The 13,794-nt window shown below is 42.1% G+C and carries 14 protein-coding genes; 7 read left to right on the top strand and 7 right to left on the bottom strand.

Translation table 11 applies throughout. The annotated features are described in order from the left end of the window. Positions 1-71 precede the first annotated feature (71 nt). A complete protein-coding gene (locus tag ACT3TH_RS10455) occupies positions 72-1,619 on the bottom strand; it encodes an alanine/glycine:cation symporter family protein (protein WP_444755771.1) in 1,548 nt (515 codons plus the stop codon). A 998-nt stretch (positions 1,620-2,617) separates the two neighbouring features. Between ACT3TH_RS10455 and ACT3TH_RS10450 the strand changes: the two genes are divergently transcribed. The 4 genes from ACT3TH_RS10450 (at position 2,618) to ACT3TH_RS10435 (ending at position 6,390) form a co-directional block, all read left to right on the top strand. Then, positions 2,618-3,256: a LemA family protein gene (locus ACT3TH_RS10450; protein WP_444755770.1), complete on the top strand. Its 639-nt coding sequence runs from the start codon at positions 2,618-2,620 to the stop codon at positions 3,254-3,256. A gap of 157 nt (positions 3,257-3,413) precedes the next feature. After that, a complete protein-coding gene (locus tag ACT3TH_RS10445; protein WP_444755769.1) occupies positions 3,414-4,604 on the top strand; it encodes a TPM domain-containing protein in 1,191 nt (396 codons plus the stop codon). 51 nt (positions 4,605-4,655) lie between these two features. Next, the gene (locus tag ACT3TH_RS10440) at positions 4,656-5,180 is read left to right on the top strand and encodes a TPM domain-containing protein (protein WP_444755768.1); all 525 of its coding nucleotides are present in this window, start codon (positions 4,656-4,658) and stop codon (positions 5,178-5,180) included. Positions 5,181-5,391: 211 nt separating this feature from the next. Then, positions 5,392-6,390, top strand: a complete 999-nt coding sequence (locus ACT3TH_RS10435) for an adenosine deaminase (protein WP_444755767.1) — start codon at positions 5,392-5,394, stop codon at positions 6,388-6,390. A gap of 279 nt (positions 6,391-6,669) precedes the next feature. On the opposite strand, the gene ACT3TH_RS10430 is transcribed toward ACT3TH_RS10435, so the two are convergent. Beyond that, entirely contained in the window at positions 6,670-7,476 is an 807-nt protein-coding gene (locus tag ACT3TH_RS10430) for an SIR2 family NAD-dependent protein deacylase (protein WP_444755766.1), read from the bottom strand. A gap of 34 nt (positions 7,477-7,510) precedes the next feature. Here ACT3TH_RS10430 and ACT3TH_RS10425 point away from each other — a divergent pair, with 34 nt between their 5' ends. From ACT3TH_RS10425 to ACT3TH_RS10415, 3 genes are all read left to right on the top strand, one after another. Further along, positions 7,511-7,867: a hypothetical protein gene (locus ACT3TH_RS10425; RefSeq protein WP_444755765.1), complete on the top strand. Its 357-nt coding sequence runs from the start codon at positions 7,511-7,513 to the stop codon at positions 7,865-7,867. Between the two features lie 155 nt (positions 7,868-8,022). Then, positions 8,023-8,475 (top strand): DoxX family protein, encoded by a 453-nt coding sequence (locus ACT3TH_RS10420; RefSeq protein WP_444755764.1) that lies wholly within the window; start codon positions 8,023-8,025, stop codon positions 8,473-8,475. A gap of 99 nt (positions 8,476-8,574) precedes the next feature. Beyond that, the gene (locus ACT3TH_RS10415) at positions 8,575-9,393 is read left to right on the top strand and encodes a DODA-type extradiol aromatic ring-opening family dioxygenase (RefSeq protein ID WP_444755763.1); all 819 of its coding nucleotides are present in this window, start codon (positions 8,575-8,577) and stop codon (positions 9,391-9,393) included. Between the two features lie 154 nt (positions 9,394-9,547). Here ACT3TH_RS10415 and ACT3TH_RS10410 read toward each other — a convergent pair whose 3' ends face one another. The 5 genes from ACT3TH_RS10410 to ACT3TH_RS10390 form a co-directional block, all read right to left on the bottom strand. Continuing rightward, entirely contained in the window at positions 9,548-9,847 is a 300-nt protein-coding gene (locus ACT3TH_RS10410) for a hypothetical protein (RefSeq protein ID WP_444755762.1), read from the bottom strand. Positions 9,848-9,855: 8 nt separating this feature from the next. After that, positions 9,856-10,677 (bottom strand): tyrosine-type recombinase/integrase, encoded by an 822-nt coding sequence (locus ACT3TH_RS10405; RefSeq protein ID WP_444755761.1) that lies wholly within the window; start codon positions 10,675-10,677, stop codon positions 9,856-9,858. Between the two features lie 158 nt (positions 10,678-10,835). Continuing rightward, complete coding sequence (locus tag ACT3TH_RS10400) at positions 10,836-12,152, bottom strand: zonular occludens toxin domain-containing protein (RefSeq protein ID WP_444755760.1); 1,317 nt, start codon at positions 12,150-12,152, stop codon at positions 10,836-10,838. A 71-nt stretch (positions 12,153-12,223) separates the two neighbouring features. Next, positions 12,224-12,502 carry a DUF2523 family protein gene (locus ACT3TH_RS10395; protein ID WP_444755759.1) on the bottom strand — a complete coding sequence of 93 codons (279 nt, stop codon included), beginning with the start codon at positions 12,500-12,502 and terminating at the stop codon, positions 12,224-12,226. Next, positions 12,495-13,742, bottom strand: a complete 1,248-nt coding sequence (locus tag ACT3TH_RS10390) for a hypothetical protein (protein WP_444755758.1) — start codon at positions 13,740-13,742, stop codon at positions 12,495-12,497. The genes ACT3TH_RS10395 and ACT3TH_RS10390 overlap by 8 nt, the downstream gene beginning before the upstream one ends. Positions 13,743-13,794: the final 52 nt, after the last annotated feature.

Here is a 13,794-nt window from a genome sequence, read left to right as displayed (position 1 = left end):
ATAAAAAAAGCCCGAGACGGTTGTCTCGGGCTTTTTATATACTACTCAGATGATTACTATCTTAAAGACAATTACTTAGGTTCTTTACGTAGTGGATCAGCTGCCAGTCTTTGTTGCTCTTTTAGATGACGCTCTTCCCAATAAGGTGCGTTTTTGATACCGAACTTAGCTGGATCAAAGCTATAGTGCTCAACACCAGATTTAAGTTGTGCTTCATAGTCTTTAAGCATAGTGAGGGTTGGACGTGCCACAAAGAAGATAACAAGGATACCAACAATATTGAGCCAAGCCATAAGGCCAACACCAATATCACCAATCGCCCAGATATAACCGGCTGAGTTTAGAGCACCGTAAGCAACCATTACCATGATTAAGATTTTTACTAAGAATAAGCCTGTTTTATTAGCACCACGACCGAGAAAGCGTGTCAAGTAAGCCACGTTTACTTCAGCGATGTAGTAGTAAGCCAAAATTGTAGTAAAGGCAAAGAAGAATACAGCGATTGCGATGAATACATTACCAAACGTACCGTATACTGATTCCATTGCCATTTGCGTAAAGGCAGGCGAATTGATTTCGGTAGTAGCGGCTACATTTTGAAGAATGAACTGACCTTCTGGTAAAGTACCCTGAACATTGTACATACCAGTAGATAAAATCATAAATGCAGTAGCAGAACAAACCAGTAGTGTATCAACATATACTGAGAACGCCTGAACTAGACCCTGCTGTGATGGATGCTGAACTTCAGCAGCAGCAGCAGCGTGAGGACCTGTACCTTGTCCAGCTTCGTTTGAGTAAATACCACGTTTGACACCCCAACCGATCGCCGCGCCAAAACCAGCTTGCGCCGTAAAGGCATCACTAATGATCAAACCAAATACATCTGGGATCAAACTGAAGTTGCTGAACATGATAATTAAAGCTAAGGCAATATAACCGATTGCCATAAATGGAACGGCATATTCAGTAAAGGTTGCAATACGCTTAATACCACCAAAAATGATGACACCTAGTACGACTAAGATAATGGCTAAGCCGACCAGACGCATAGAACCGACTTCTAGGCCTGCAACGTTCATGGTAGTACCTTCACCCATAAGTTGCGTGAAAGCACTGAGAACGCCATTTGCCTGTACACCTGGTAAGAACATACCACAAGCTAAGATAGAAGCGATTGCGAAGAGGATACCGTACCATTTTTGACCAAGCGCCCGCTCGAAGTAATAAGCAGGGCCACCACGATATTCGCCAGTGATGACGTCTCTTTCTTTATAGATCTGTGCGAGTGTTGATTCAACATAGGCAGTAGATGCGCCTAAGAATGCCACAACCCACATCCAAAATACCGCACCAGGGCCACCGAAGCCGATAGCAGCAGCAACACCTGCGATGTTACCCATACCCACACGCCCAGCTAAGGCTACTGCCAGTGCTTGGAATGAAGAAATACCATCTGCACTGGATTTACCAGTGAATAGTAGTTTGATCATTTCACCGAACAAACGCACTTGTACGAAGCGCGTCATAATGGAATAAAATAAGCCTGCACCCAAACACAGATAGATCAGTGCGGGGCTCCAGATAATTCCGTTTACTAAGTTAACTAAACCTTCCATATTTATATCCCTAGTACTGTCTCAAAGCGGCTCTGTATGCTAGGAGTAAGCTAACTGGTTAACTTACTTATTTAAGTTAAGCAGTTAAATTAGCTACATCGACTTATATCAGTGAAGTCTCATACGTGCTTAGCCACTAAGAATCGACTGTAGTTGTCCGTATTTATCCGCTTGGCTCTCTGGCAGTATTGACTGCTTACATAGAGCTTATTATCCATAATATTAGTAACAGCTGCATGTACAACACTTTTGCTACCTTCATTACTCTGCTATCTTATTAGGAGGTAATAAATAAGATAAATAATAAGTAGAGCAGCGAATAAAATAGGCGGTTATATTATTAAATACTTGTAGTATTCAACTCACTATGAGCGATACCAGTTGATTACACTGCTGGCGTGGCTGATCAAATCATCGAGCAACTATATAATAGTCAATAGATACTTTTATATAAAAATCAGAAGCTGTCTAATACTAATCAAAATATAAGTCCACTACCAAATGTATTCAAAACGTACAGCTAAGTAACTGCAATTTGCCACATTTTTATCCTAATTACTACAATTTTCTTTGTACCAGCAAAATATTTCTTTCCTTTAATGTAACTAATGTACTGCTGAGTAACCTTTAGAAGAATAGACGTAATAATTGAACCTGTTAAATGGGCACATCAAGCTGAACATAAGTTAGAGCACGTGCCGTATGTCAGTTGCATGTATTGTGCCATGTTTCTTTATATAAGCACTTAAAAGCAAAAGCGTGACGATATTTTGCGGTTGTGTTTTGGTAACGGTGAATTGTAAAAGCGCCTTTATAACGCCATTATTGCAGTATGTCTTGTAGGTGATTATGCGTATGCAATCATATTAGATACAGGTTGAGAGCGCGACTGGCCATTTCTGCCTTTAATCCCTACACCTATAAGACCCTTATATATGCTTTAAAAATTTATGAAAAAATGAGCTACTGGTTATTTAATATTATTAGGAGAAACATCGATGACGCGTCAATCAATTGTAAAACCTCTGTTATTGGCAGCTGTACTAGCAACCTCTACGGTTGGTCTAAGTGGTTGTGGTTATAACAACCTTCAGGCTCAAGACGAGCAGGTCACCGCTTCATGGTCAGAAGTGGTCAACCAATATCAGCGACGCTCTGATTTGGTGCCAAACTTGGTCAAAGTGGTGCAGCAATATGCGACACAAGAACAAGAGGTCTTTACCCAAGTTGCTGAAGCTCGTTCGCGTGCGGGTGGCATTACAGTAACGCCTGAGGTGCTTAATGACCCTGAAGCCATGGAGCGTTATGCAGCAGCTCAAGAGCAGATGACAGGTGCTTTGTCACGTTTAATGGCAGTGTCTGAGCGTTATCCTGAGCTAAAATCGGATGCTTTGTTCCAAGACTTGCAAGCCCAGCTTGAAGGTACTGAAAACCGCATCGCTGTTGCACGTAATCGTTATATTCAAGAAGTACAAGCTTACAATACGTCTGTGCGCCAGTTCCCAACCAATGTCACGGCAAAAGTATTTGGTTTAGATGCCAAGCCGAACTTTAGTGTTGCCAATGAAGAAGCTATCTCGACTGCACCAAGTGTCGACTTCGGTGGTGACAGTAATAGTGCAGCGGCAGCTGAGTAGTTTTGATAGGGTAAGCACAAAAATAGAGCGGTAAGCAGTCATTGCCGCTCTATTTGTTTGGACAATAGGCCAGACTTGTTTTGTAGATATTAAGGTGTTGATGGATATGAATGCCTATTAATTTAGTACAGAGGTCACTTGAGGTGGTATAGATTAGATGAATAATTCAAAAGCAATCTTATCGACATTATTGTTTACACTCAGCATAAGTGGGGCGTCGGTGCTGTATGCTGCGCCTACTGCTGATGTTGAAAATAGTGCAGTGGCTACAGATAACACCTCGACCATGCAAGATCGTAGTGTTGAGGATTTGGTGGCCATTGCCAAAGCTGGTGAATCCAATGAAGCCATCAACGATGCCGTATTGGGCAATGAAGCAATCAATGAAGCCATACTCGGCAACGATGCCATTAATCCAAATGCAGCTGGCAGTGAGGAAGCTGCAACTGGGGCATCAACACCCAGTCGACCTCCTGTACAATCAAGTGCCCCTAGTGTTGATGCGAGTAAACTGATATTAAATGAGCCAGTAATTGATCAGGCAAATGTCTTAAATCCGCAAGAAAAACAACGCCTAGAAGCGCAGCTTAGAAGTATCTATCAGCAAGGTTTGGCTCAAGCGGCGGTCGTCATCGTACCTACGACCAATGGGGTACCTATTTTTGACTATGCCTTACAAGTGGCAGAAAAATGGCAGCTTGGTGACAAAGACATCGACGATGGTTTGTTGATGGTCGTCGCCGTCAATGACCGTGATATGTATGTTTTAACAGGCTATGGACTAGAAGGCGTGCTACCAGATGCTGCCGTCAACCGTATTATTCGTGAAGATATTACTCCGCTATTCAAACAAGACAATTATGGTGCTGGGATTTTGGCAGGGGTGAATGCACTCAAAACCCGTTTGACTGCCGATCCTGAAGTATTAGCGCGCGCCGATGCGCAAGCGGCTGAACGCAGTGATGCTCAGCAAGGATCAGATGAGCTACCAATGCCTGTCTTCTTGTTTGTGATGTCGATGATATTTGGTAGCTTCATTACTAGTATCTTTGGGCGAGTATTTGGTTCTATCCTAACGGCTGGTGGTTTTTTTGCAGGCTCATTGGCACTAGGCGGCGGTTTCTTCATGACATTGATTATGGCAATATTCATATGGATGTTTTTGATTGCACGTGGCGGCGGTGGCGGTAAAGGTGGTGGTGGTAAAGGCGGACGTCGTGGCAGTAGCATGATTTTCCTCCCTGGTATGGGCAGTGGTGGCGGCTTCGGCGGTGGGGGTTTTGGTGGCGGCGGCTTTGGTGGTGGTGGTGGCGGCTTTGGCGGCGGCGGTGCTGGCGGCTCATGGTAGACCCATTCACGAAACGACTGTCAGCAATGACATATTTGAGGAAATAATATAATGTCAGAAAACAATGCTTCAAATCCCAGTTTCGCCCGCTGGTGGCGTCAAGTTTTGTTCGTCCCTGTATTGCACAGTAAGTGGCTCACAGCAGACGCAAAGGCGCGTTTGACGAATAGAGTCACAAGTGCTGAACGAGGGCACCGCGGTGAGGTGTTTTTGATAGTAGAAAATCACCTACCTATTCAAGAAGCTTACTATATCGGCTGCCGCGAACGTGCGATTGATTTGTTTAGTGACTATCATGTTTGGGACACTGAAGAAAACACAGGGGTTTTGGTTTATGTCAATATCTGTGAGCACAAGTTAGAGATAGTGGCCGATCGCGGTATCAGCGCTCATGTTAGCCCAACGGTTTGGCGTGCGATGTGTGAAAAAGCGGTGTCGGGCATTGCCAGTAAAAAAACAGAAGAAAGCGTGGGTGAATTGTTAGAAGAAGTCGGGCAAGTGCTTCGCCAGTATTATCAGCTTGAAGACAATCCGTCAGGCAATGAGTTGTCTAATACGGTGGTATTCTTGAAGTAGATGATGTGATAAGTCATATCTATAAATTCTCTCGTTAATAAGATATATAGATTTTAAAGGTTTGTTTTAGTCTATAGGGTTTTGATAGTAATTCAAATATAATAGTGCCTCTGGAAACAGAGTGCCGCTGTACATATGCGCCGCTTTCACGGATGTACTTTATTTGCCTTACTATGCATTCGTCCTACCAAAAAACCAGTACTGGAACCCTATGATTGATTTGATAAAGAAACTACCAAAAGCTGAACTTCATTTGCATATTGAAGGCTCATTAGAGCCTGAGCTTATGTTCAGATTGGCTAAAAAGAACCATGTAGAGATTCCTTATAAGGATATAGAAGATGTGCGCAAAGCATATAATTTCACCAATCTACAAACCTTTTTAGACATTTATTATGCGGGTGCTAATGTCCTGCTCACAAAAGATGACTTTTATGATTTGACATGGGAATACATTCTCAAGTGTGTCGAAAACAATATCATCCATACTGAGATATTTTTTGATCCGCAAACGCATACGGCAAGAGGAGTTTCTTTCGATGCAGTGATTACTGGTATCAAAGAAGCGCTAGACGATGCCAAGACCCAATACGGCATTACTTCTTGTATTATTATGTGTTTTTTAAGACATTTATCACAAGAAGAGGCATTTGAGACATTAGAGGAAGCCTTAAAGTACCAAGACGATATTATTGGTGTCGGCCTTGATTCCTCAGAGCTTGGCAACCCGCCTTCAAAGTTTAAAGACGTCTTTAAAAAGGCAAGGGAAGCGGGCTTTAAGTTGGTCGCTCATGCTGGCGAAGAAGGGGATTTTTCGTATATCTATGAGGCATTAAACTTGTTGGACATTCATAGGATCGACCATGGTGTACAATCTATAAAAAGCCCAGAGCTCATGCAACGGTTAAAAGAGGAGCAAATGCCACTGACGGTATGTCCGAATTCAAATATTGAACTCAAGGTTTTTGAAACCTATCAAGAGCATAATATTAAAGAGCTTTTGGATTACGGTCTAAATGTCAGTGTCAACTCCGACGACCCTGCGTATTTTAAAGGCTATATGAATCAGAATTTTATCAATCTGCATGAACACCTAGATCTGTCAGAGGCTGATATTGTGGCGTTGGTAAAAAACTCTTTTAGATCAGCATTCATTGATGACGAGTTGAAAAAGGAATATTTAGCGAGAGTTGATCTTGCCTTACAGTAGGATGAATAAAAACTATAGTCAGTTCTAAATAAAATAGATACGTTAATACTGTTATAAATTTTTCTGGCGTGCTGTTGATACAGAGGCTGTGCAACATTCATCCCAATCTCACTGTGTTTCTTTCAAAGTGAATCGATTATAAATGCTAGCAGTTTGATAGTCAGTAAAAAGGCTTAATGGTTGATAGTCGCCATTAAGCCTTTTTTTATGGATTTGTTAAAAGTAGATAATCATAATGCTATTCTATATAGAGCTTAATCTGAATGTTTGTGCCTATGTTTAGAACTGTAATGCAGTCATTTGCGCTATTAGTACTGGCATAACCACCCCTGCTTTTTCTGCCAATGTGATATCAACGATGGTATTCGGTGTTGGATCAGGATTTATTTCTATGACTTTGGCGCCATTCTGCTTTGCCAGTTGTGCCAGCCCTGCCGCAGGATAGACAAGACTTGATGTGCCAATACTGATAAATACCTCACAATGCGCAGCTGCCTCTTCTGCCGTCTGCCATGCTTGTACTGGCAGGGCTTCTCCAAACCACACAATATCTGGCCTAATATAACCATCGCAGTGCGGGCAGGTGAGTAGTAACTCGTCAAAGTTAATAGTATCCTCACTATTCTTTGAGCCTTCTAAGTCGTTTATATAAGGTATGTGGCATTGACTACAACGATTGCGCCAGAGATTACCGTGCAGATGCGTCACTATGCTACCAGCCTGCTCATGTAGATTATCAACATTTTGAGTAATGAGCGTCAGCTGTTGCTGGTTTGAAATTGTGTGCTGCTGCCACTGTGCCAATGCATGATGAGCAGGATTCGGTGTTTTATCCGCCACCAGCTTTCTGCGCCACTGATACCATGACCAAACCAGCTTTGGATCGCGAGCAAAAGCATCTGGTGTCGCCAAATCTTCGGCTTTATAGTTCTCCCATAAGCCCGTCTGCTTGTCCCGAAACGTTGGAATGCCACTTTCTGCTGAAATGCCTGCACCTGTCAAAATACAAATGCGTCGTTTTGATGCCAAGAGTTTGGCGGCATCTTGCACTTGTGCTATTAACGGCGGCGATAATTCTGCTAACATGAACCAACCCTTCCTAATAATGGATACCTTTCTCATGATAGACGGAATTTGGTGGCTTGTCATATTGTTCGCCGTAATCATAGTTTTGTGGTTAGTAGCAAAGTCACGCGGCTCAAAAACAGGTGAAGCAAACACTAAGCAATCAAAAGCACCTGTTCATGATGGCCTATACAAAACTGCGGCTATATTAAAGCAGTATTTCCCTAATTATCGGGTCACCCGGAAGACCAATCATTTATTACTCAGTGAGCAAAACCAAAAGATTGCGATGATTACCATTGATAAAAAGATCGCCATAGGACAGCGCCGATTGGGAGACGTACCTGTGATTAATTATCATCGCGTACCAAGCCGTGCACAGCTGACAGCCAATCTGCAAGATGTCGAGTAGCGTCAAAACCTACTATCCAAATCTAATTGTCAACGGTACGTTGTTAATTATTCAATATAACCACTCTTACTCTTTTATAGCGTTGATAGTAAAGTACGTTTATGCCCAATGGCTAAACCATTTACCTTTAATAAAACGCTATGGAGTAATCACAAATGAACACATCACTGTTAAATAAAATACTAGATACCAAAGCTGGATATGCCGCCTTGGTGCTTCGTGTGCCAGTCGGTTTGATCTTAATGGCTCATGGTGCCCAAAAACTATTTGGCTGGTTTGGTGGTGGCGGACTGGCGGGTACGGCTGAATGGATGAGCAGTATCGGTATTGAGCCTGGTTACTTAATGGCGTTGTTGGCGGGCAGTGCAGAGTTCTTCGGTGGTCTTGCTCTTGTATTTGGGCTGTTGACTCGTCCCGCTGCATTGGTTGCAGCTTTTACTATGTTGGTCGCTATTTTTTCTACCCATATCAGTAATGGATTATTTGTATCGGATGGTGGTTACGAATACGCATTAACCTTAATGGTGGCTTTGATTTCTCTTGCGATACAGGGCGGTGGTTACTTGAGCATAGATAGAGCCTTGTCAGAAAAAACGGACCGCATTTAATAAAGGTAATAAGCGATAAATAAACAGTTTTGCAGTGTCATATCTGTATTTATCGTTATTTTATCGGCCGCCCCATCATAAATAACAAGGTAGAAGCTTATGAGTCTTGAATCAACGTCAATCACGCAGCCTGTGTTCTTTATTCCTCATGGCGGCGGGCCTTGCTTTTTTATGGATTGGCAGCCTGCCGACACTTGGACCGAAATGGCTGAATTTTTAAAAAGTATCCCAACTCGTTTGCCAGAGCAGCCCAGCGCTATTTTAATCATCAGCGGACATTGGCAAACCTCGACATTTAGCATTACTGCTGGCAAGCGGCCAGATCTGATTTATGATTATTATGGGTTTCCTGAGCATACTTATGAGCTGACTTATCCAGCCTCAGGCGAGCCTGCATTGGCTGAACGAGTCAGTCAGCTGCTTAGTGACGCAGGTTTAGACAATGAGCAGGACACTGTCAGGGGATTTGATCATGGTGCATTTATCCCACTAAAAGTGATGTTCCCCAATGCAGACATTCCAGTCATACAGCTGTCATTGCGCCATGATCTTGATCCTAAAACACATCTGATGGCAGGCAAGGCGCTTGCCACTTTACGCCGCGAGGGCGTATTGATCATTGGGAGCGGCATGAGTTTTCATAATATGCGCGGCTATGGGGATGCAAACTTTACCGCGCCTTCAGAGCAGTTTGATGAGTGGTTGACCAAAGCGGTCGAAGCTGATCCAAGTGAGCGATTCACAGCGCTCTCTAATTGGGCACAAGCGCCTCATGCTTTGGATGCTCACAAGTTGGGCGAAGAGGAGCATTTGCTCCCGCTAATGATCGCAGCAGGCGCCGCAGAGAACGATAAAGGTTGTAAAGTGTATTCTCAGCAAGTGCTCAAAACGCAGTTATCTGCTTTTCAATTTGGTTAACTTGTGAAAAGTGAATACGATGGTTGTAGAAGGCGTTAGAAATAATGCTAGGAAAGGGGTAAATACAATGATTGGTGCGCTCGGCGGGAATCGAACCCACGACCCTCGGCTTCGGAGACTGTAAATATAAAATATCTTGTTACAATACTTTACATTATTTTCGGTCTAAATAATCGTATTCGCGTTCTTTTGAAGGGATTTTCATCGGTGGAACTGCCATACCACCAGAAGGAGGCATTGGGTCAGGTCTAGGAACGTGGGTAGGTTGTGGGTCAGGTTCATCATCTATATGGATATGACAATGAGGACAACAATTATCCTCATCATCTTTAGGAGTACATAATCTAACAACTAGACCGCACCACCAAGCAACAGCAGGAACAGTTAAGAAAAACAGAAAAAACTTAAGGAAATACTTTATTTCTTCTAGCCTTTCAAAATTAACATATTCCATAAAGAAACCTAATCTATTAAGTCAACGGCATTCACTAAATGCGAGTAATCAAGGTGAGCATAACGCATTGTACTTTCAATATCGCCATGACCCAACAAATCTTTGACAGTATATATTCCTACACCATTCTGAACAAGCCATGACGCATAGGTATGGCGCAAATCATACATAGTACAATTTACCCCAGCCCTTTTTTTGCATAGCTGAAAACCCTTACTATAACTTTTTACCCTATCACCAGTCCTGTGATTAGTGAAAACGTAATCGCCTATCGCTTGCGCTTGTCTCTCCAATAGCAAGATCAAGGCGGTATTGTTCAAATACTTATACATAGTACGCTTAGATTTACTATAGTAATTCCTAACAACAAACTGCATTTTGTCCAAATGAACGTTCGACCATTTGAGCGTCAACAACTCTATAGGCCTACAGCCTGTCATGGTCAACAAAACGATAAAATCATGCAAATCATTATTGCCAGTATCCAAGGCAGACTTGAGCAACCTTTCATACTGTGATCTATTCAGATAATTAGCGATGTAATCATCTTCGACAAACTTCACATTCTCAAACGGATTATTAATTTTCAATTCATAGTCCTCATTGACCCTGTTAATCGCAGCACGAGCAAACGAACACTCACGATTGATGGTGGCATTGGAGACATGAGCGCGCCTTAACTGCGCATACTGCTTAACGTCTTTTTTTCTCAAATCCTTCAAACGATAGGCATCAAAAAAGCGGAGGTTATCCGCTCTATACTGATACTTATTGTCTGTTAAATGATAGTCCTGATAATACTCAATGACTTGCGATAATAAAGTGAACATAAAAAACCTTAATAAAATGAATAAGGTTCTAGAGTATTGAAGAATCAACTAATGCCTAACGCTTGCCCAAAACGAAAAGATGTTTTGCGCGCTACGGCTACACTTCAAGAACTATGACTGCTCTATAGAAAAAGAGGTTAACTGTGGAAAAAGAAGCATTAAGAAGGGGTAGGTTTTGGTGCAGTAGCAACGGGAGGTGAGGCAACAGAGATAGAATTACCGACTTTGGGCAACATACCTTTTTCCGACAAATACCGAACACAATCATCATAGGAAATATGAAGAAGCAAAGCACCATTGGAATTGTACAAAGAACAACGACCAGCGAATTGCATACCCGACACAGGCACGAGGTTAACATCTTTGATGTAACCACCGCTTAAAGGATCAAAAACACCGTCAGAGGAATCAGGCGTCAAAGCATCAGGCAAGATAGAATCGGAAGGCTTAGGAGAAGAATCAGAAGTGCCCTGGATACTACTATTTTTCATAGGGTTATCGATAACATCAACAGCAGCAAGCGCAGACGCTTTCTTTTCATCACCACCAAACATGGCAGACTTAGAACCACCCATAAGGGACGTAATAAAAATAGTAATGCCAAGCAAAATCAAAATACCAAAACCAAATAACTGCTTATACGGAATACGCTTTTTGTGGGTGTCAATCGTGGTAGATTTATAGAGCTTAAACAAACGATCAGGCGGAGAAAAATAAAACTTCGTCTCACAATTAAACTTGTTCGCCATTGTATTGGGATAGGCACGAGTAGAACCAAACTGATAAACACGGGTCTTTACACCATAAGGCACAGTCAAGTGAAAATGAACACCGATAAGGTCTTTAATCGTGGGGTGTAAAAGGCTGGGGTACTGAGTAATGAACTTAAAATCAAAACCACGATGCCTATGGATCGTTAAATCTTGAATGATAGGCTCATTCCTATTTTTAACTTGGTCAAAAGGCGGAACTAACTGCACTTCGTCAATAACGATAATAGAGCCGTCAGGTGCTTTGCGCCAATCAACAAAACCGTTTTCATCAATCAATTCGGACAAGGAACGAACAAAGGGAGTTTTAAGGGCGTTAATGTTGGAATAGATGGTACGGACAGGAAGAATAAACTTAAACTTCTGCTCACCTTCACGTTCGTTAATACGTTCAATAATCTCATTAAAATAAGAGGCACGTTGATAATAAAAATCAGGGCGTAAGTCGTCAAAATCCTCGAGAAGAAAATCAAAATAGTCGTCAGGCAAAACCTCAATCTCACGCTTTAACGTATGAGCACCGCCAACCTCAAACTCACGATAACCAAAATCAGAACGGAATTTATCAACAAGTGGTAAATTCTGCTTATACAAGGTAATGTTTTTCAACAAATTAACCTGATTATCACGCTCCGCTTTATCAAGCTTTGAAACTGTGAATACGGTTTTTTTAGCGCCTGGTGTGCCTGTAATTAATTCTAACATGACTAAATCCTATGATACGCGCTGCTTAGTGCTCGTCGTCGTCGCCTCCTCCTCACACGTAACGCAGCTGCTTATTTTCCTCTCAACACTAGGTTTCCTGAGTTGAGCGTCATACGTGTAACATATGCACCGAAAATCAAACTAAAAAAGAGGTCAAAACCTGCAATATGGGCAAGAGATAAAATATCGACAGGAATACCACCAAGATTGTTTTTAAAGATATTCAACATCTGTGAAAAAAGAATCATAGATGCGCCAGCAGTAGCTAGCGTAAGACCTGCACCCGATAGAACATCTTTAAGCCAACCCTTGTTAACAGACTTTAAAAGACCTGCAAAACCGCTAAACATCTCTGCGACCTCCAACAATCAAAATAGCCATATAAGAGCCTAAAACAACAAGCACAGGCTTTATGTATGTATCAAGCAAAGGACAAAACTTAGAAAAAGGCATCAAGACAAATTCAAACTGAAAAATACGGAAATCAGCGGTAAAAGCAAGATCATCAGGACAAGAACCACCAAAATTAATGTCCGTATCAACATCTTCAGTATCAGGTTCGGGCAAATCAATCTCTGTATCAGAATTATCAGGTTCTTCCTGATACCAATCCATAAACTCACAAACGGTAGAAGCCCAATCACAAAATGCGGGAAATTCAATACCTGTTTGCTCAGTCTTAACACAAGTGCCTGAAGGCTCTTTGGTGTAACCAGCAGGACAAGAAGGTTCGGGATTTGGGTCAGGCTCAGGATTTGGGTCAGGCTCAGGATTAGTAGTAGGGTCGGGGATTTCTTCGGGGTCGGGCTGTGGGATATCAGACGCCGCATCAAGCGCAGCATCTAACAAACCAGCTTCGAGCATGTCGAGAGCTGTATCATTCATTACTTGCAAAGCAGGGGCGTTACCAGCTTCAGCATCTTTGATGACTTGCTGAGCAACTTGGTCGATTGGTATATAGCTAGGGGCATCGGAAGGCTCAACAGCAAGACAACTAGCATAATTCCCACGATAGAAAACTTTATAAGAACAAGTATCACCAACATTTTGACAAGCTTCACTGGACAAGCCCCAACCTTCTTTTTCAATGTCAACAAAACCATACGGATTGGGCGCAGCATTAGACGCTTGAACAGCAGCAAGAGGGCTAGTGTGAACAGTATTACCAAACGTCGCAGTACATTCTAAAGACAAACCAGTGGCACCACCGTCTTTATACTTAACAGCATTATTTTCGGGGTCAAGAACCCAATCAACAGATTTACCGAGCAAAATTAAAAGAGCGTTAGTGATAGCAATTTGAGGGGCACGTTTAAAAAGAGACTTACCAACGCTGTTAGCATTAGCACCTAACTTAATTGTAGATTTGGCAGTACGGCTGATAGGCTTACCATCAGCCCCAAGCGTAGAAATAGGGTATGTTTTAGCAGCATCAACTTGTACAGTTGATTTATTAATAGAGTCATTAATAATACGCTCACGTTGCCATTGATTAGGCTTACGAAAGTCATTAGGATCAGCAGCGAAAGACGGTACAGAGATAAAAACAAGAACAAAAGACAATAAGAAGGCAAATAAACGCTTAATCATAATAGAAACCTTTTTATTGTTTTTTAGAACGGAGAACACCAACGAAATAAGA

It is taken from the genome of Psychrobacter sp. AOP22-C1-C5, assembly GCF_052378885.1.
Classification (GTDB): Bacteria; Pseudomonadota; Gammaproteobacteria; order Pseudomonadales; family Moraxellaceae; genus Psychrobacter.
This window is presented reverse-complemented; position numbering and strand designations above follow the sequence as displayed.

Coding starts and splice junctions, on each gene's coding strand:
- ACT3TH_RS10400 (WP_444755760.1), bottom strand. CDS start 12,152: ATGTTAGAATTAATTACAGGCACACCAGGCGCTAAAAAAACCGTATTC.
- ACT3TH_RS10420 (WP_444755764.1), top strand. CDS start 8,023: ATGAACACATCACTGTTAAATAAAATACTAGATACCAAAGCTGGATAT.
- ACT3TH_RS10425 (WP_444755765.1), top strand. CDS start 7,511: ATGATAGACGGAATTTGGTGGCTTGTCATATTGTTCGCCGTAATCATA.
- ACT3TH_RS10430 (WP_444755766.1), bottom strand. CDS start 7,476: ATGTTAGCAGAATTATCGCCGCCGTTAATAGCACAAGTGCAAGATGCC.
- ACT3TH_RS10445 (WP_444755769.1), top strand. CDS start 3,414: ATGAATAATTCAAAAGCAATCTTATCGACATTATTGTTTACACTCAGC.
- ACT3TH_RS10435 (WP_444755767.1), top strand. CDS start 5,392: ATGATTGATTTGATAAAGAAACTACCAAAAGCTGAACTTCATTTGCAT.
- ACT3TH_RS10410 (WP_444755762.1), bottom strand. CDS start 9,847: ATGGAATATGTTAATTTTGAAAGGCTAGAAGAAATAAAGTATTTCCTT.
- ACT3TH_RS10415 (WP_444755763.1), top strand. CDS start 8,575: ATGAGTCTTGAATCAACGTCAATCACGCAGCCTGTGTTCTTTATTCCT.
- ACT3TH_RS10405 (WP_444755761.1), bottom strand. CDS start 10,677: ATGTTCACTTTATTATCGCAAGTCATTGAGTATTATCAGGACTATCAT.
- ACT3TH_RS10440 (WP_444755768.1), top strand. CDS start 4,656: ATGTCAGAAAACAATGCTTCAAATCCCAGTTTCGCCCGCTGGTGGCGT.
- ACT3TH_RS10450 (WP_444755770.1), top strand. CDS start 2,618: ATGACGCGTCAATCAATTGTAAAACCTCTGTTATTGGCAGCTGTACTA.
- ACT3TH_RS10395 (WP_444755759.1), bottom strand. CDS start 12,502: ATGTTTAGCGGTTTTGCAGGTCTTTTAAAGTCTGTTAACAAGGGTTGG.
- ACT3TH_RS10455 (WP_444755771.1), bottom strand. CDS start 1,619: ATGGAAGGTTTAGTTAACTTAGTAAACGGAATTATCTGGAGCCCCGCA.
- ACT3TH_RS10390 (WP_444755758.1), bottom strand. CDS start 13,742: ATGATTAAGCGTTTATTTGCCTTCTTATTGTCTTTTGTTCTTGTTTTT.